The sequence below is a fragment of the Pseudomonas sp. R4-34-07 genome, assembly GCF_003852375.1.
In the GTDB taxonomy this organism is placed as follows: Bacteria; Pseudomonadota; Gammaproteobacteria; order Pseudomonadales; family Pseudomonadaceae; genus Aquipseudomonas.
This window is the reverse complement of record NZ_CP027760.1, coordinates 5,728,050-5,743,709: the sequence shown is the minus strand read 5'-3', so window position 1 is coordinate 5,743,709 and position 15,660 is coordinate 5,728,050. Positions and strand designations below refer to the sequence as shown.

At 61.0% G+C, this 15,660-nt stretch carries 17 protein-coding genes; 11 read left to right on the top strand and 6 right to left on the bottom strand.

Annotated features, from left to right (window positions below; all coding sequences use genetic code 11):
- The first annotated feature begins 122 nt into the window (after positions 1-122).
- Entirely contained in the window at positions 123-797 is a 675-nt protein-coding gene (radC, locus tag C4J85_RS26600) for a DNA repair protein RadC (RefSeq protein WP_124368817.1), read from the top strand.
- Positions 798-852: 55 nt separating this feature from the next.
- Here the strand turns inward: radC and C4J85_RS26595 are convergent, their stop codons facing one another.
- Positions 853-2,448, bottom strand: a complete 1,596-nt coding sequence (locus tag C4J85_RS26595) for an ABC transporter substrate-binding protein (protein ID WP_124411077.1) — start codon at positions 2,446-2,448, stop codon at positions 853-855.
- Between the two features lie 458 nt (positions 2,449-2,906).
- Here C4J85_RS26595 and rpmB point away from each other — a divergent pair, with 458 nt between their 5' ends.
- Both rpmB and rpmG read left to right on the top strand, forming a co-directional pair.
- Positions 2,907-3,140: a 50S ribosomal protein L28 gene (gene rpmB, locus C4J85_RS26590; RefSeq protein WP_003176907.1), complete on the top strand. Its 234-nt coding sequence runs from the start codon at positions 2,907-2,909 to the stop codon at positions 3,138-3,140.
- An 11-nt stretch (positions 3,141-3,151) separates the two neighbouring features.
- Positions 3,152-3,307 carry a 50S ribosomal protein L33 gene (rpmG, locus tag C4J85_RS26585; RefSeq protein WP_003176906.1) on the top strand — a complete coding sequence of 52 codons (156 nt, stop codon included), beginning with the start codon at positions 3,152-3,154 and terminating at the stop codon, positions 3,305-3,307.
- A 127-nt stretch (positions 3,308-3,434) separates the two neighbouring features.
- On the opposite strand, the gene C4J85_RS26580 is transcribed toward rpmG, so the two are convergent.
- Entirely contained in the window at positions 3,435-3,797 is a 363-nt protein-coding gene (locus C4J85_RS26580; protein WP_124368816.1) for a cupin domain-containing protein, read from the bottom strand.
- A gap of 232 nt (positions 3,798-4,029) precedes the next feature.
- Between C4J85_RS26580 and C4J85_RS26575 the strand changes: the two genes are divergently transcribed.
- On the top strand, positions 4,030-5,523 hold the full coding sequence (locus tag C4J85_RS26575; protein ID WP_124364967.1) for an aldehyde dehydrogenase: 1,494 nt from the start codon (positions 4,030-4,032) through the stop codon (positions 5,521-5,523).
- Between the two features lie 98 nt (positions 5,524-5,621).
- Here the strand turns inward: C4J85_RS26575 and C4J85_RS26565 are convergent, their stop codons facing one another.
- Positions 5,622-7,190: a phospholipase D family protein gene (locus C4J85_RS26565; RefSeq protein ID WP_124411076.1), complete on the bottom strand. Its 1,569-nt coding sequence runs from the start codon at positions 7,188-7,190 to the stop codon at positions 5,622-5,624.
- Between the two features lie 62 nt (positions 7,191-7,252).
- On the bottom strand, positions 7,253-8,677 hold the full coding sequence (locus C4J85_RS26560) for a PLP-dependent aminotransferase family protein (protein WP_124411075.1): 1,425 nt from the start codon (positions 8,675-8,677) through the stop codon (positions 7,253-7,255).
- Positions 8,678-8,841: 164 nt separating this feature from the next.
- On the opposite strand from C4J85_RS26560, the gene C4J85_RS26555 reads away from it, so the two are divergent.
- Positions 8,842-9,066, top strand: a complete 225-nt coding sequence (locus tag C4J85_RS26555) for a DUF1127 domain-containing protein (RefSeq protein WP_124368811.1) — start codon at positions 8,842-8,844, stop codon at positions 9,064-9,066.
- On the opposite strand, the gene C4J85_RS26550 is transcribed toward C4J85_RS26555, so the two are convergent.
- Positions 9,067-10,359, bottom strand: a complete 1,293-nt coding sequence (locus C4J85_RS26550; RefSeq protein WP_124411074.1) for an FAD-binding oxidoreductase — start codon at positions 10,357-10,359, stop codon at positions 9,067-9,069.
- 115 nt (positions 10,360-10,474) lie between these two features.
- On the opposite strand from C4J85_RS26550, the gene C4J85_RS26545 reads away from it, so the two are divergent.
- Positions 10,475-10,828 carry a YkgJ family cysteine cluster protein gene (locus C4J85_RS26545; RefSeq protein ID WP_124364962.1) on the top strand — a complete coding sequence of 118 codons (354 nt, stop codon included), beginning with the start codon at positions 10,475-10,477 and terminating at the stop codon, positions 10,826-10,828.
- Positions 10,829-10,952: 124 nt separating this feature from the next.
- Here C4J85_RS26545 and C4J85_RS26540 read toward each other — a convergent pair whose 3' ends face one another.
- A complete protein-coding gene (locus tag C4J85_RS26540) occupies positions 10,953-11,441 on the bottom strand; it encodes an Lrp/AsnC ligand binding domain-containing protein (RefSeq protein WP_003176896.1) in 489 nt (162 codons plus the stop codon).
- Between the two features lie 156 nt (positions 11,442-11,597).
- On the opposite strand from C4J85_RS26540, the gene dadA reads away from it, so the two are divergent.
- From dadA to C4J85_RS26515, 5 genes are all read left to right on the top strand, one after another.
- Positions 11,598-12,899, top strand: a complete 1,302-nt coding sequence (dadA, locus tag C4J85_RS26535; RefSeq protein ID WP_124411073.1) for a D-amino acid dehydrogenase — start codon at positions 11,598-11,600, stop codon at positions 12,897-12,899.
- A complete protein-coding gene (locus C4J85_RS26530) occupies positions 12,871-13,224 on the top strand; it encodes a RidA family protein (protein WP_124364960.1) in 354 nt (117 codons plus the stop codon). Before dadA ends, C4J85_RS26530 begins: the two co-directional genes overlap by 29 nt.
- A 76-nt stretch (positions 13,225-13,300) precedes the next feature.
- Positions 13,301-14,374 (top strand): alanine racemase, encoded by a 1,074-nt coding sequence (gene alr / locus C4J85_RS26525; protein WP_124411072.1) that lies wholly within the window; start codon positions 13,301-13,303, stop codon positions 14,372-14,374.
- A 116-nt stretch (positions 14,375-14,490) separates the two neighbouring features.
- Positions 14,491-15,039 (top strand): cupin domain-containing protein, encoded by a 549-nt coding sequence (locus C4J85_RS26520; RefSeq protein ID WP_124411071.1) that lies wholly within the window; start codon positions 14,491-14,493, stop codon positions 15,037-15,039.
- Positions 15,040-15,220: 181 nt separating this feature from the next.
- On the top strand, positions 15,221-15,631 hold the full coding sequence (locus C4J85_RS26515) for a cytochrome c5 family protein (RefSeq protein WP_124369032.1): 411 nt from the start codon (positions 15,221-15,223) through the stop codon (positions 15,629-15,631).
- The last annotated feature ends 29 nt before the right edge of the window (positions 15,632-15,660 follow it).

Genomic DNA, 15,660 nt, shown 5'->3' with positions numbered 1-15,660 from the left:
CAGTGACGCCTGCGATGACCCCTCCCCAGGTGAAATCGCATGCAAAAAAGAGGGCCTACGATAACACAGCGTCCGTCTGGCAACAGCGGCGCATGCGGCGTACATCATGGAGAGGAGGTGGGATGAGTATTCGCGATTGGCCTGCTGCCGAGCGGCCGCGAGAGAAGCTTTTGGAGTGGGGCGCGGCCAGTCTGTCCGATGCCGAATTGCTGGCGATCTTCCTGCGCACCGGAGTGTCTGGCAGGAGTGCGGTGGACCTGGCGCGCCATTTATTGGCGCAATTCGGCGGCCTGCGCCCGCTGCTGGAAGCCAGCCAGGCGCTGTTCAATCAGCAGTTGGGCCTGGGGCCGGCGAAGTTTGCCCAGTTGCAGGCGGTGCTGGAAATGTCCCGGCGCCATATGGCCGAGCGCCTGCGCAACGATTCGGTGCTGGAGAGTCCGCTGGCCGTGCGCGAATACCTCAAGGCGCTGCTGCGTCATGAAACTCACGAGGTGTTTGGCTGCCTGTTTCTCGACTCCAAACATCGAGTGCTGGGTTTCGAAGCGCTGTCCCACGGCACTATCGATACCGCTGTGGTCTATCCCCGGCAAGTGGTCAAGCGCGCGCTGGCGTACAACGCGGCGGCATTGATCCTGTGCCACAACCATCCTTCGGGAAGCGCGGATCCAAGCGCCGCTGATCGGAAGTTGACCAAAGTTCTCCAGAAGGCCTTGGAAATGGTGGACGTGCGGGTGCTGGATCACATCATCGTGGGCGATGGTGATCCGTTGTCGATGGCGGAATATGGATGGATGTAGAGGGGCAGCTGCAAGCCACAAATCGGCTTGCAGCTTGCAGCTTGCAGCTTGCAGCTTAAGGCTTGACGCTGACTTTGGAATAATCCTGGCGACCAAACGGGCTGACCTGGTAGCCGTCGACATTTTTGCGTGTCAGGGCAAACGCCATGGGGTGCGCCAAGGGCAGCCACAGGGCCTGCTGCTGGATCTGCGCCTGCGCCTGCTGGTAAAGCTTGCTGCGCACGCCTTGTTCGCTGGTGGTCTTGCCAGCGCTGATCAGCTTGTCCAGCGCAGGGTCGCAGTAGCGGGCGAAGTTGGTGCCGGACTTGACTGCCGCGCAGGAAAATTGCGGGGTGAGGAAGTTATCCGGGTCGCCATTGTCACCGGCCCAGCCCATGAAGAGCAGGTCATGCTCGCCGGCTTTGGCGCGGCGAATCAACTCGCCCCATTCGATCACACGGATGTCGGCCTGGATGCCGACCTTGGCCAGGTCGGCCTGCAACAGTTGAGCGCCAAGATTTGGGTTGGGGTTCAACAGGCTGCCGGTCGGGCGGGTCCAGATAGTGGTCTTGAAGCCATCCTTGAGGCCGGCGCGGTTGAGCAGCGCCTTGGCTTTGACCAGGTCCTGTGGGTAACCCGACAGCTCCTTGGCGTAGCTCCAGGTATTGGGTGGGTAAACACCGTTGGCCGCTTCGGCGGTGCCTTCGAATACGGCCTTGAGGTAGCTGCCTTTGTCGAAGGCCAGGTTGATCGCCTGGCGTACTTCGGGCTTGTCCAGCGGCGGATGCTGGCTGTTGATGGCGACGAACGCGGTCATGAAGGCTGCGGTTTTTTCCACCTTCAGGGCCGGGTCTTTTTCGGCCTCGCCCACATCCAGGGGTTTGGGCGACAGGGCGATCTGGCATTCATCGCGACGCAGTTTCTGCAGGCGCACATTGGCATCCGGCGTGATCGCGAAGATCAGGTTGTCCACCGTCGGTTTGCCGGCGAAGTAGTCCGGGTTGGCCTTGTAGCGCACCACCGCATCCTTCTGGAATCGCACAAAAACGAAGGGCCCGGTGCCAATGGGCTGGCTGTTGAGTTTTTCCGGGGTGCCGGCCTTGAGCAGTTTGTCGGCATATTCGGCCGGGTAGATCGAGGCAAAGCCCATGCTCAATGCGGCAAGAAACGTGGAATCGGCGTGATCGAGGGTGAAGCGCACGGTCAGCGGGTCGAGTGCGTCGATCTTCTTGATCAGCGTGGGCAATTGCAGGGATTGCGCGTGAGGAAAGCCGCTCTGGGCGATCTTGTGCCACGGGTTGGCTGGGTCGAGCATGCGTTCGAAGCTGAAGCGCACATCTTCGGCGGTCAGGGTACGGCTCGGGGTGAAATACTCGGTGTGATGGAATTTCACATTTGGGTGCAGCTTGAAGGTGTACGTCAGGCCGTCGGGCGAGACGTCCCAACTGTCCGCCAGGCTCGGCACCAGTTTTGCGCCGGTTGCGTCGTAGTCCACCAGACGGTTCATCAGCACGTCCGCCGAGGCGTTGGTGGTGGTCAATGAGTTGTACTGCACCACGTCGAACCCTTCGGGGCTGGCCTCGGTGCAAACGCTCAGATTGGTGGCGGCAACGGCCATCGTCGGCGCGATCAAGAGGGGGGCTAGCAATAGCGGTAGGGCAGCGAGGCGCATATTAGGTTTCCTGTGCAAATCGAAGGCCCATCTGCGAGTGCAGTCTGGAAAAGGCCTACCGTAGTGGCCTGTTGGTTAAATGACTAGCCTATTTTTGCCTGTGCTTTTGGCTCAAATGCTGTTTTGATGGCGCCTCAGCGCGTTTCACCTTGCAGGTCCGAGTACTTGCGGGCGCTGAAAATCATTCTGTGCGACGAGCGGTCGGCTGTTGTAGCGGCCCCTCCTGGCAACGGTTCAGGCGCCAATAGCCGAGATTTACCCAGGTAAAAACACACTCGCTGTTGTTGCACCTGGGTCTTTCTGGTATAAAGCAGCGCTCTTTTCTAGGGGCCCGGTTCCTTCGCTTGTAGGTGTAGCCGGTAAGACCCTAAAGAAACGCGGCGCCTGGCGCCAAATGACTGAGAGATTAAGCGGCCAACCCATGCCGGGTTGGGCATGTGGTTTTAGAGGGCTGAGGCATGTCGAGAGTCTGTCAAGTTACCGGTAAGGGTCCGGTGACTGGGAATAACATTTCCCACGCAAATAACAAAACCCGTCGTCGTTTCCTGCCGAACCTGCAGCATCACCGCTTCTGGGTTGAAGAAGAGAAACGTTTTGTTCGCCTGCGTGTATCTGCCAAAGGCATGCGTATCATCGACAAGCGTGGCATCACTGTCGTGCTGGCCGAAATCCGCGCCGCCGGCAAGATCTAAGGAGCTCTATCATGCGTGAATTGATTCGAATGATCTCTAGCGCCGGTACTGGTCACTTCTACACTACCGACAAGAACAAGCGTACTACCCCGGACAAGCTCGAAAAGAAAATGTTCGACCCGCGCGTTCGCAAGCACGTGATCTACAAAGAAGGCAAAATCAAGTAATTGATTTCCTTCCTTGTGAAAAAAAGCCCGTATCTCACGATACGGGCTTTTTTTTGCCTGTGATGATCGTTCCCACGCTCTGCGTGGTAACGCCGCCTCGGGCGCTCCGCGTCCCGCTGTTCACTGATCAGGCTTTCTGTTCGAACACCACATAGATCTTGCGGCACGCTTGCAGCACTTCCCAGGTGCCGCTGAAGCCGGCAGGGATCACGAAGCGGTCGCCGGCGCGCAAGGTTTTGGCGTTCCCCTCGGCATCGCGCAGCACAGACACCCCCTGCACGATCTCGCAGTATTCATGTTCGGTGTAATTGACTGTCCACTGCCCGACATCGCCTTCCCAGACACCCGCGTTCATTTGTCCACATGGGCTGTTGTAGTGGTTGTAGATCGTCTGTTCGGGATCACCCTTGAGGATTTTTTCGGGGGCAGGGCGATAGCGTTCGGGGGCGGTGTTGGCTTGGCTGAAATCAACGATGTCCTGGATGCTCATGGGCTTATCCCGTCGGGCCTGCGGTTGGAAAGCTCAAAGTCTATGTTTATTAAAATGAACATCGCAAGGGCGTTTGCCGCCGTTATGTCAAATATATTGAAACATCCCCAGTCGCTGGTTTAGGGTGGCAAGTGCCTTGAGCCGAACAGCAGGCTGGCCAGGCAAGAATTCGTGGAGGCGCCGGGATTAAATCTCCCAGGCCCTTGTATCCAAATAAGAGGAGGACACTTGCATGACCACCCTGACCCGTGCCGACTGGGAACAACGCGCCAAGGACCTGAAGATCGAAGGCCGCGCGTACATCAATGGCGAATACACCGCCGCCGCTTCCGGTGACACCTTCGAGTGCATCAGCCCGGTCGATGGCCGTCTGCTCGCCACCGTAGCCAGCTGTGACGCCGCCGACGCCCAGCGCGCCGTGGAAAATGCCCGTGCCACCTTCAATTCCGGTGTCTGGTCGCGCCTGGCGCCGGCCAAGCGCAAGTCCGTCATGATCCGTTTCGCCGCGCTGCTCAAGGCCAATGCCGAAGAGCTGGCCTTGCTTGAAACCCTGGACATGGGCAAGCCGATCAGCGACTCCCTGAACATCGACGTACCCGGCGCGGCGCAGGCGCTGAGCTGGAGCGGCGAGGCCATCGACAAGATCTACGATGAAGTGGCGGCCACTCCCCATGACCAGCTGGGTCTGGTGACCCGTGAGCCCGTGGGCGTGGTCGGTGCGATCGTGCCGTGGAACTTCCCGCTGATGATGGCCTGCTGGAAACTCGGCCCGGCGCTGTCGACCGGTAACTCGGTCATCCTCAAGCCGTCCGAAAAGTCTCCATTGACCGCCATCCGCATCGCTGCCCTGGCCGTTGAAGCCGGCATTCCAAAAGGCGTGTTCAACGTGCTACCAGGCTACGGCCACACCGTGGGCAACGCGCTGGCGGTGCATATGGACGTGGATACCCTGGTGTTTACCGGTTCCACCAAAATCGCCAAGCAGCTGTTGATCCGTTCCGGCGAATCGAACATGAAGCGCGTGTGGCTGGAAGCCGGCGGCAAGAGCCCGAACATCGTGTTTGCCGATGCGCCGAACCTGCAAACTGCCGCCGAGTCCGCCGCCAGTGCCATCGCCTTCAACCAGGGCGAAGTCTGCACCGCCGGTTCGCGCCTGCTGGTGGAACGTTCGATCAAGGACACTTTCCTGCCGCTGGTGATCGAGGCGCTCAAGGGGTGGAAGCCAGGTAACCCACTGGACCCTGCCACCAATGTGGGCGCGCTGGTGGACACCCAGCAAATGAACAACGTGCTGTCGTACATCGAATCGGGTCATGCCGATGGCGCCAAGCTGGTCGCCGGTGGCAAGCGCACCCTGGAAGAGACCGGTGGCACTTACGTCGAGCCGACCATTTTCGACGGCGTGACCAACGCCATGAAGATTGCCCAGGAAGAGATCTTCGGCCCGGTCCTGTCGGTGATCACGTTCGACAGCGCCGAAGAAGCCATCGCCATCGCCAACGACACCCAATATGGCCTGGCCGCAGCGGTGTGGACGGCGGATATCTCCAAGGCACACCTGACTGCCAAGGCTTTGCGTGCGGGCAGCGTGTGGGTCAACCAGTACGATGGCGGCGACATGACCGCACCGTTCGGTGGCTTCAAACAGTCGGGTAACGGTCGCGATAAATCGCTGCATGCGTTCGACAAATACACCGAGCTGAAGGCGACCTGGATCAAGCTCTAACAAATGTGGGAGGGGGCTTGCTCCCGATAGCTTAGTGTCAGTCGCTGCATCTGGTGACTGATACACCGCAATCGGGAGCAAGCCCCCTCCCACACGTTTTAGAGCATGCGCTCCAGGCCGACGCTGGTGGCGAACCAGGCATTGAACCGGCGCCACCAACTGCCCTGTTCCCGGGTCAGGGTGTGCAGCTGGCCGTTATCTTCGGTCACCCACACGATCTGCCCGTCCTGCAGCTTCGCCTCGTAGCTCAACGCCGGCGCCATACCTTGCAGCGCCAGGTTACGCACATGCTCCGCCAGTTCCGGGCTGTCCACCAGCACGCCGACTTCGGTGTTCCATAGCACTGAGCGTGGATCGAAATTGAACGAGCCGATAAACGACTTCTCCCGATCGAAAATCATCGCCTTGCTGTGCAGGCTGGAGTCGGAACCGCGCAAGCTGCCTCGACGAAACAGGTGCGGACCGCTGCTTGCGCTGGGGTCGCCCGGTTGTCGACGCAGTTCATAGAGTTTCACGCCATGCTCCAGCAGCGCCTTGCGATAGGGTGCGTAGCCGCCGTGCACCGCCGGTACATCAGTGGCTTCGAGGGAATTGGTCAGCAGGCTCACCGACACGCCCGCGTCGGCGCGGCCGGTCAGGTACACCAGCCCAGGCGGGCCCGGAACGAAGTACGCCGAAATCATGATCAGCTCACGGCTGACGCCTGCCAACTGCGGCGCCAGTTGCGTGGTGAGCAGCAATTGCGGGTCCGGGTCGGCCTTGGCCAGTACCTTGCTCGGCGCATCCCACAGCGCCTGGTTCCAGGCCCAGATCAACTCGCGACGCCAGATGTCCATGCGCGGCTGGGTCTGGTAGGTGCGCAGGCGGTTATACAGGGCGTGGTTCTGCTGGCGCGATTGGGCCAGTGACGCCTCCAGGCGTCCGCGCGCAACAGCCAGGTCGACCTTGGAGGGCATGGTTGCGACAAACTCATCGATAGGCTTGCTCAGCGCGCTGTTCCAGTACTGATCGAAACTGTGGCCCAGTTGCTCAGCCACCGGCCCGACGCTGAGCATGTCGATATCGGTGAAATTCAGGTTGGGTTCGGCGTCGAAATATTCATCCCCCAGGTTGCGCCCGCCCACGATCGCGACGCTGTTGTCTGCCAGCCAGAGTTTGTTATGCATGCGCCGGTGTTGCAGCGACAGGTTGAACAGGCGCCCCATGGCCCGCGTCACCCCCGTGCTGCGGCCCAGATGCAGCGGGTTGAACAGGCGAATTTCGATCTTGGGATGGGCGGCAAGGGTCGCGATGATCTGGTCGAGCCCGTCGCTGGTTGTGTCATCCAGCAGGATGCGCACACGCACGCCGCGGTCGGCGGCCTTGAGCAGTTCATCCACCAGCATGCGCGTACTGATGCCGTCATGCACGATGTAGTACTGCAGGTCGAGGCTGGCCTGGGCGTTGCGGATCAACTCGGCGCGGGCCATGAAGGCTTCGCTGCTGTTGGGCAGCAAACGAAAGCCCGAACGGCCCTGATACGGCGCCGCCTGGGCCTGGATCGAGCGGCCGAAGGAAGACTGTGCCGCGGGCAGGGCATCACTGGGCACACGCGGTGTGTGGGCCGTCGCGCAGCCACCCAGTGCCAGCGCTCCCAACAGGAAAAGCGATAAAAGCCGTTGAGTCATCAAGGAAGCGCCATCCAGGTCAGGGCGGTTGTCGGCATATGACGGCAATTGCTCGGAAAAGGTCAGTCCGCCGATTCGGCCAGCAGGATGCGCGCAGCGGCACCGACCTTGCGCACGGCCTCTTCAATCTGTGGGGTCGGTTTGGCAGCGTAGTTCATGCGCAGGCAATTACGGTACTTGCCGGATGCAGAAAAAATGCTGCCTACCGCCACCTGTACGCTCTGTTCCATCAGCACGCGGTTGAGCTTCAGGGTATCGAAGCCCTCCGGCAATTCTATCCACAGCATGAAACTACCCTGGGGCCGGCTGGCGCGCGTGCCGACGGGAAAGTAGCGGCTGACCCAGTCGAGCATCAGGTCGCGATTGCGCTGGTATTGCGTACGCATCCTGCGCAAATGAGGCTCGAAATGCCCGCCTTTGAGAAATTCGGCTATGGCAATCTGCGGCTGCGTGGCGGTAGAGCCCGTGCTGATGTATTTCATGTGCAGCACCCGTTCCAGGTAACGCCCCGGCGCGACCCAGCCAATGCGCAGCCCAGGCGCCAGGGTTTTGGAAAACGAGCTGCACAACAGCACCCGGCCGTCCTCGTCGAAGGATTTGATCGTGCGCGGGCGCGGGTAGCTGTAGGCCAGTTCGCCATACACATCGTCTTCGATGATCGCCACGTCAAAGCGCTGGGCCAGGGTCAGCAGTGCGCGCTTGCGCGCCTCCGGCATGATGTAGCCCAAGGGGTTGTTGCAGTTGGGGGTGAGCTGGATGATTTTGATCGGCCACTGTTCCAGCGCCAGTTCCAGGGCTTCAAGGCTGATGCCGGTGATCGGGTCGGTGGGGATCTCCAAGGCTTTCATGCTCAGGCCCTTGAGGGTCTGCATGGCGCCGTGAAAACTCGGTGAATCCACCGCAACGATATCGCCGGGCGCACAAATGGCGCGGATGCTGGTGGAAAGGGCCTCGTGGCAGCCCGTGGTGATGACGATGTCTTCGGCAGTCAGTTGGCAACCGGAATCCAATGACAGTCGCGCAATCTGCTCGCGCAATTCCATACAGCCCAGGATGTTGTCGTAATACAGCCCCGGCAGATCCTGGCGACGACTGACGCGGGCCAGGCTGCGAAGCAATGGCTTGATAGTCGGCGACAATACATCCGGCATGCCACGGCCCAACTGTATGACGTCTTTGCGCGGCACGGCACGGATCAACTCCAGCACCTGGTCCCACTGGGAAATTTCCACCGGCCGCTGGGCGGGGCGACCCACCTCGGGCAGCGCCGGCAGTTCACGGCCCACCGGTACAAAGTAGCCGGACTTGGGCTTGGGCATCGCCAGGCCATTGTCCTCCAGCAATCGATAGGCTTGCTGCACGGTGCTCAGACTGACCCCATGCTCCACGCTCAAGGCCCGCACGGAGGGCAGTCGGTCGCCGGGGCGGTAGAAGCCTTGTTCGATGCGGGTACCCAGCAATTCCGCGAGGTTGACGTACAGGGTCACGGCGGCCACTCCCAGCAGACCAATACAGATAGATGGAAAATACAGGATTCAGCCGTTCATAGCAGCATCTGTATGGATTTAATAAAGGTAGGTTGAATCTGTATTGGTTTTGCCCGTGCGCTCATTCTAGTCACTCAGGCAGCAAGCTAACGAGGGACGGGAACATGAACGGCATGAGCGATGTACGGCTGGCATTACATGGCCAGGAACTGGAAGCAGCGCAGGAGCGGACGTTGTCGATGCCTGCCGACAATCGCTGGAGCCTGTTCTGGCGCCGCCGTCATACCCGCAAGGCGTTGCTGACGCTGACCCGCGAGCAGTTGCGCGACGTGGGCCTGACGGCAGAACAGGCGCGCCATGAAGGCTTGAAACCGTTCTGGCGCGATTGATCAGGCCAGTTCCTTGAGGCGGTGCCAGAGCATCCCCAGGGCCAGCAGCGGCGAGCGCAAGTGTTTGCCGCCAGGGAAAGTCATGTGCGGCACCTGGGCGAACAGGTCGAAGCGCCCTTGCTGCTGGCCGCTGATGGCTTCGGCCAGCAGCCTGCCCGCCAGGTGTGTGGCGTTGAGGCCATGGCCGGCATAGGCCTGGGCGTAATACACATTGGGTTGATCCGCCAGGCGTCCGATCTGCGGCAACCGGTTGGCGCCGATGCCGATCATGCCGCCCCACTGGTAGTCGATCTTCACATCGGCCAATTCCGGGAATACCTGCAGCATCTTTGGCCGCATGTAGGCGCCGATGTCTTTCGGATCGCGCCCGGAATAGTGGCAGGCACCGCCGAACAACAGGCGGCGGTCGGCGGACAGGCGGAAATAGTCCACCGTTACCCGCTGGTCACACACCGCCATGTTCTGCGGCAACAGGCGGGCGGCTTGCGCTTCACTCAAGGGCTCGGTGGCGATGATGTAGCTGCCTGCGGGCAATATTTTGCCGCTCAAGTGTGGGTTGAGGTCGTTGAGGTAGGCGTTACAGGCCAGCACCAGAGTGTTGGCCTGTACCTGGCCCTGGGCGGTGTGCACCTTGACCTGCGAGCCGTAGTCGATGCGCGTCACTTGCGACTGCTCGAATAACTTCACGCCCAGCTGCTGCGCCGCGCCGGCTTCACCCAGGGCGAGGTTCAGCGGATGCAAATGTCCGGAGCCCATGTCGATCATTCCGCCCACATAGCGGTCGGAGCCAATCACGCTGGCCATTTCGCTGGCTTGCAGCAGGCGCACTGGATGGCGATAACCCAGGCTGCGCAGCTCTTCGGCGTCTGCGGCGAGGCCCTGCAGGTCGCGGGGTTTGTTGGCCAGGTCGCAGTAGCCCCAGGTCAGGTCGCAGGGGATCTGGAAGCGTTCGACACGCTCGCGCACGATCTCCACCGCTTCCAGGCCCATCAGTTTCATCTGGCGCACGCCGTCGGTGCCGATCACATTGGCGAACTGGTCAAGGCCATGGCCGACGCCGCGAATCAGTTGCCCGCCGTTACGCCCGCTGGCGCCCCAGCCGATCTTGCGCGCTTCCAGCAGCACCACGCTGAAGCCGCGCTCGGCCAGTTCCAGGGCGGTATTGAGCCCGGAATACCCCCCGCCAATCACGCAGACATCGGCGCGCACCTCGCCCGTCAACGCCGGGTAATCGGGGTGCGGCACGCTGCTGGCGGCGTAGTAGGACGCGGTGTGCCGGGCGCTGGCGGTCATGGGGGGCCTCCCTGTTTGGAAAATTTGACGCAGGATACAACGGTCCGACGGAGCTGTCTGTGCGCGCCGTTTTACGGCAGAATCCAGGCCTGTTCGCGGTGGGGTGTGGGTGTCGATGAGTTGCAACAGTCAGAAAGTCAGCGCCTTGCGCCGACAGATTCCTTCGTTCGAGTGTGTCCCTGGCTGCCACGACTGCTGTGGGCCGGTCACCACCTCGCCCGAGGAAATGTCGCGCCTGCCACGCAAGACGGCCGCCGAGCAGGAAGCTGCGATGGATGAGCTGAACTGTGTGCACCTGGGGCCGAACGGTTGCACGGTTTACGACGAGCGCCCGTTGATCTGCAGGCTGTTTGGCACCACCAAGACCCTGCCATGCCCCAATGGTCGGCGCCCGGTGGAGCTGATTCATCCACGGGTGGAAAAGCAGATCCATGAGTACATGGCGAGCACCCGGCAAGTACTGGTGTAGCAGGTGTACTCGGTCAATGTGGGAGGGGGCTTGCTCCCGATAGCGGTGTGTCAGTCATTCTGCGATGCCTGACACACCGCTATCGAGGGCAAGCCCCCTCCCACATTTGAATGAGTTGTGTCAGTCAGTCCGGAATCGGCAGGTTCAGGCTTTCCTTCACTTCTTCCATCACGATATAGCTCTTGGATTCGCGCACATGGGGCAACTTGAGCAGGATATCGCCGAGTAATTTGCGGTATGACGCCATTTCGGAAATCCGCGCTTTCACCAGATAGTCAAAGTCCCCGGACACCAGGTGACACTCCAGCACATGGGGCAGTTTGAGCACGGCGCGGCGAAACTCTTCGAACGTATCGCCAGACTTGTAATCCAGGCTGATCTCGACAAACACCAGCAAACTCCCCTTCAAATGCTGCGGATTGAGCCGCGCGTTGTAGCCCATGATGATCCCCTCGCGCTCCAGCCGGCGTACCCGCTCGGTGCACGGCGTCGTCGACAGCCCGACCTTCTCGCCCAGTTCCGTGAACGAAATGCGCCCATCGGTTTGCAGGATGCGCAGGATATTGCGGTCGATCTTGTCCAGCTCCCGCTTGGTCTGGGTGTTGGTACGCATAGGGGATACGCCTCTGTTAAAACGGTTTGTGCCGAGAATTGTCGCCAAATATAGGCATTTATATAGTGAAATGCACTGGCGATTGTTTTTTACACTGCGTCCATCATTGCTCGAATAACACACGTCAGCGGCTCAGCCCGTGGTGAGGATATAAAAATGCGCGTTCTGGTCTTGGGTAGCGGCGTCATTGGGGTGACCAGTGCCTATTATTTGGCGCGGGCCGGCTTTGAAGTCGTCGTGGTCGACCGCCAACCCGCTGCCGCCATGGAAACCAGTTTCGCCAACGCCGGCCAGGTATCCCCAGGCTACGCGTCGCCATGGGCCGCGCCGGGCGTGCCGCTCAAGGCGATCAAGTGGCTGCTGCAGCGCCATGCGCCGCTGGCAATCAAGGCCACTGCCGATATCGACCAATACCTGTGGATGGCACAGATGCTGCGCAACTGCACCGCCAGCCGGTATGCGGTGAACAAGGAGCGCATGGTCCGCCTCTCTGAGTACAGCCGCGATTGTCTTGACGAATTGCGCGCTGAAACCGGGATTGCCTACGAAGGGCGCAGCCTGGGGACTACCCAAGTATTCCGCACCCAGGCCCAGCTCGATGGTGCGGCCAAGGACATCGCCGTGTTGCAGGAGTCCGGCGTGCCCTTCGAGTTGCTTGACCGTGCCGGCATCGCTCGGGTCGAGCCAGCCCTGGCCAGCGTCACCGATATTCTCGCCGGCGCCCTGCGCCTGCCCAACGACCAGACCGGCGACTGCCAGATGTTCACCACGCGCCTGGCGCAGATGTGCGAGCAGTTGGGCGTTGAGTTTCGTTTCGAACAGGACATCCAGCGCCTCGATCATGCAGGCGACCGCATCAATGGCGTGTGGATCGACGGCAAGTTGGAAACCGCCGACCGCTACGTGCTGGCCCTCGGCAGTTATTCGCCGAAGCTGCTCAAGCCGCTGGGGATCAAGGCGCCTGTGTACCCCCTCAAGGGCTATTCGCTGACGGTGCCGATCACCAACCCGGCGATGGCGCCTACTTCGACTATTCTCGACGAAACCTACAAAGTCGCGATCACCCGTTTCGACAACCGCATTCGCGTCGGCGGCATGGCTGAGATAGCCGGTTTTGACCTGTCGCTCAACCCGCGCCGACGTGAAACTCTGGAGATGATTGTCAACGACCTTTATCCTCAGGGCGGTGATTTGGCCCAAGCCAGTTTCTGGACCGGCCTGCGCCCGACCACACCCGATGGCACACCAATTGTCGGCGGCACCCCATTCAAGAACCTGTTCCTGAATACCGGCCACGGCACCCTCGGCTGGACCATGGCATGCGGCTCCGGTCGTTTGCTGGCCGATCTGATGGCGAAGAAAAGCCCGCAGATCAGCGCCGAAGGCCTCGCTATTTCCCGTTACGGCAACCATCAGGAGTCCGCACGACATGTCAATCCAGCGCCAGCTCACCAATGAACGCATGAGCCAGATCGTTGTTCACAGCGGCACCGTGTACCTGGCAGGCCAGGTCGGCGATGACATGAATGCCGGCATCGAGCAGCAGACCCGTGAAACCCTGGCCAACATCGAGCGTCTGCTGGACCTGGCCGGCACCGACAAGACCCGGTTGCTGTCGGTGACGATATATTTGAAAGACATCGATGCCGACTTCGCCGGTATGAACGCGGTGTGGGACACGTGGCTGCCCAAAGGCGCCGCGCCCGCTCGCGCTACGGTTGAAGCCAAACTGTGTGAGCCGAACATTCTGGTAGAGCTGTCCGTCGTGGCTGCGCTGCCTTAACCTGAATCCCTCTCCCGGCGCCGACGTTGTTGGTCGGCACCGGTTTTTTTACTCTGCCGCCTAGAAGCCTGCCGCCATGCGTCCTGCCCGTGCCCTGATCGACCTTCAAGCCCTGCGCCACAACTACCAACTGGCCCGCGAAGTCAGCGGGGCCAAAGCCCTCGCCGTGATCAAGGCCGATGCCTACGGGCATGGCGCGGTGCCCGTGGCCCAGGCGCTGGAGGCCGAGGCTGACGGGTTCGCGGTGGCGTGCATCGAAGAAGCCCTGGAACTGCGCGCCGCCGGGATACGTGCGCCGGTGCTGCTGCTGGAAGGTTTTTTCGAAGCCGACGAGCTGTCGCTGATCGTCGAGCAAAACCTGTGGTGCGTGGTGCATTCGCTGTGGCAACTCGAGGCTATCGAGCAGGCCACGCTGAGCCAACCGTTGACCCTCTGGCTCAAGCTGGACTCGGGCATGCACCGTGTCGGCCTGCATCCCAAGGATTTCCAGGAGGCGTATAAGCGCCTGCTGGCCAGCGGCAACGTCGCGAAGATCGTGTTGATGAGCCACTTCGCCCGCGCCGACGAGCTCGATTGTGTGAGCAGCAACGAACAAGTGGCGGTATTCGAAGCGGCCCGCCAAGGGCTGGCGGCGGAGGTGAGCCTGCGCAATTCACCGTCCGTCATGGGGTGGCCGAGTGTGCCCAGCGACTGGGTGCGCCCAGGCATCATGCTCTACGGCGCCACGCCCTTTGGTGACGACCAGGCCATCGCTGCCCGCTTGCAGCCGGTGATGACCCTGGAGTCCAAGATCATTTGCGTACGCGAACTGCCCGCCGGCGAGCCCGTGGGCTACGGCGCCAGGTTCGTCACGCCCAAGCCGATGCGTATCGGCGTGGTTGCCATGGGCTACGCCGATGGCTACCCGCGCCACGCGCCTACGGGCACGCCGGTGCTGGTCGCCGGTCAGCGCAGCCAGTTGCTGGGCCGGGTGTCCATGGACATGTTGTGCGTCGACCTGACGGATGTGCCCCAGGCGGGCCTGGGTTCCACGGTGGAACTGTGGGGCAAGCACATCCTCGCCAGCGAAGTCGCGACCGCTGCCGATACCATCCCTTACCAGATCTTCTGCAACCTGCGCCGGGTGCCAAGGCTCTATTGCGGCGCTTGATCGCCCGGTACGAATACAGCTGTCCGGGATTTAGGCCCAAGTGTTGTAAATACTGAACGCTGTCGCCATGATAACGCTCAATTACAACAAAGCCTGAATCCTAGGAGGCTCCTGCATTGGACGTCGGCGAACGACTGCAATCCATCCGTAAACTCAAAGGTCTTTCCCAGCGCGAGCTTGCCAAGCGCGCGGGCGTCACCAACAGCACCATTTCGATGATCGAGAAAAACAGCGTCAGCCCCTCGATCAGTTCCCTGCGCAAGGTCCTTGGCGGCATTCCCATGTCCATGGTCGAGTTCTTTTCCGAAGAGATCCTCCAGGAAATACCGACGCAGATCGTCTATAAAGCCAATGAGCTGATCGACATCTCTGACGGTGCCGTCACCATGCAGCTGGTAGGCCGAGCGCACCCGAGCCGGGCCATCGCGTTTCTCAACGAAATCTACCCGCCAGGCGCCGACACGGGCGAAGAAATGCTCACCCACGAAGGCGAAGAAACCGGGATTCTGGTGGAAGGGCGCTTGGAACTGGTGGTCGGTCTTGAAACTTTTGTGCTCGAAGCAGGCGATAGCTACTACTTTGAAAGCACCAAGCCCCATCGTTTTCGCAATCCGTTCGACGTGCCGGCGCGACTAATCAGCGCAGCCACACCCGCGAACTTTTAAAACAGAGGCGCCCTGCCAGCGTTGCGGGGGTTCGCGCAGCTGTACACCGTGAGGCCGAATCTCCCTTTATTTAATAGGGTTGTTTCGGCCGGGCGGGCTAACCGCTATACTTTCGCCGCCTGTGAAACCGTGGCCGCAGGCGTGAATAGCCACCATTGAGGGTGAACGCGTGAACCTAATTATGAAAATGCTGGCTGCACCAGCAACCGTACTGGCCCTATGGGCTGTCAGCGCTCAAGCTGCGACCAACGATGACATCGCCAAGCGCCTGGAGCCTGTGGGCCAGGTGTGTGTCCAGGGCCAGGAATGCAAGGGCATGGAAGTCGCGGTCGCGGCGGGCGGCGGTGGGGCGAGAACCCCGGACGACATCATCGCCAAGCACTGCAATGCTTGCCACGGCACCGGCTTGTTGGGAGCGCCGAAAGTTGGCGATACCGCCGCGTGGAAAGAGCGCGCCGATCACCAGGGCGGCCTTGACGGCATCCTCGCCAAGGCGATCACGGGCATCAATGCCATGCCGCCCAAGGGCACTTGCGCTGATTGCTCGGATGACGATCTGAAGGGCGCAATCAAGAAGATGTCCGGGCTCTAACCCGTCGATCTTCGCCAAAAAGGCCGCGC

What these genes read in the sequence shown, in the direction of transcription:
- radC (WP_124368817.1), top strand. Translation starts at nt 123, where the DNA reads ATGAGTATTCGCGATTGGCCTGCTGCCGAGCGGCCGCGAGAGAAGCTT.
- C4J85_RS26595 (WP_124411077.1), bottom strand. Translation starts at nt 2,448, where the DNA reads ATGCGCCTCGCTGCCCTACCGCTATTGCTAGCCCCCCTCTTGATCGCG.
- rpmB (WP_003176907.1), top strand. Translation starts at nt 2,907, where the DNA reads ATGTCGAGAGTCTGTCAAGTTACCGGTAAGGGTCCGGTGACTGGGAAT.
- rpmG (WP_003176906.1), top strand. Translation starts at nt 3,152, where the DNA reads ATGCGTGAATTGATTCGAATGATCTCTAGCGCCGGTACTGGTCACTTC.
- C4J85_RS26580 (WP_124368816.1), bottom strand. Translation starts at nt 3,797, where the DNA reads ATGAGCATCCAGGACATCGTTGATTTCAGCCAAGCCAACACCGCCCCC.
- C4J85_RS26575 (WP_124364967.1), top strand. Translation starts at nt 4,030, where the DNA reads ATGACCACCCTGACCCGTGCCGACTGGGAACAACGCGCCAAGGACCTG.
- C4J85_RS26565 (WP_124411076.1), bottom strand. Translation starts at nt 7,190, where the DNA reads ATGACTCAACGGCTTTTATCGCTTTTCCTGTTGGGAGCGCTGGCACTG.
- C4J85_RS26555 (WP_124368811.1), top strand. Translation starts at nt 8,842, where the DNA reads ATGAACGGCATGAGCGATGTACGGCTGGCATTACATGGCCAGGAACTG.
- C4J85_RS26550 (WP_124411074.1), bottom strand. Translation starts at nt 10,359, where the DNA reads ATGACCGCCAGCGCCCGGCACACCGCGTCCTACTACGCCGCCAGCAGC.
- C4J85_RS26545 (WP_124364962.1), top strand. Translation starts at nt 10,475, where the DNA reads ATGAGTTGCAACAGTCAGAAAGTCAGCGCCTTGCGCCGACAGATTCCT.
- C4J85_RS26540 (WP_003176896.1), bottom strand. Translation starts at nt 11,441, where the DNA reads ATGCGTACCAACACCCAGACCAAGCGGGAGCTGGACAAGATCGACCGC.
- dadA (WP_124411073.1), top strand. Translation starts at nt 11,598, where the DNA reads ATGCGCGTTCTGGTCTTGGGTAGCGGCGTCATTGGGGTGACCAGTGCC.
- C4J85_RS26530 (WP_124364960.1), top strand. Translation starts at nt 12,871, where the DNA reads ATGTCAATCCAGCGCCAGCTCACCAATGAACGCATGAGCCAGATCGTT.
- alr (WP_124411072.1), top strand. Translation starts at nt 13,301, where the DNA reads ATGCGTCCTGCCCGTGCCCTGATCGACCTTCAAGCCCTGCGCCACAAC.
- C4J85_RS26515 (WP_124369032.1), top strand. Translation starts at nt 15,221, where the DNA reads ATGAAAATGCTGGCTGCACCAGCAACCGTACTGGCCCTATGGGCTGTC.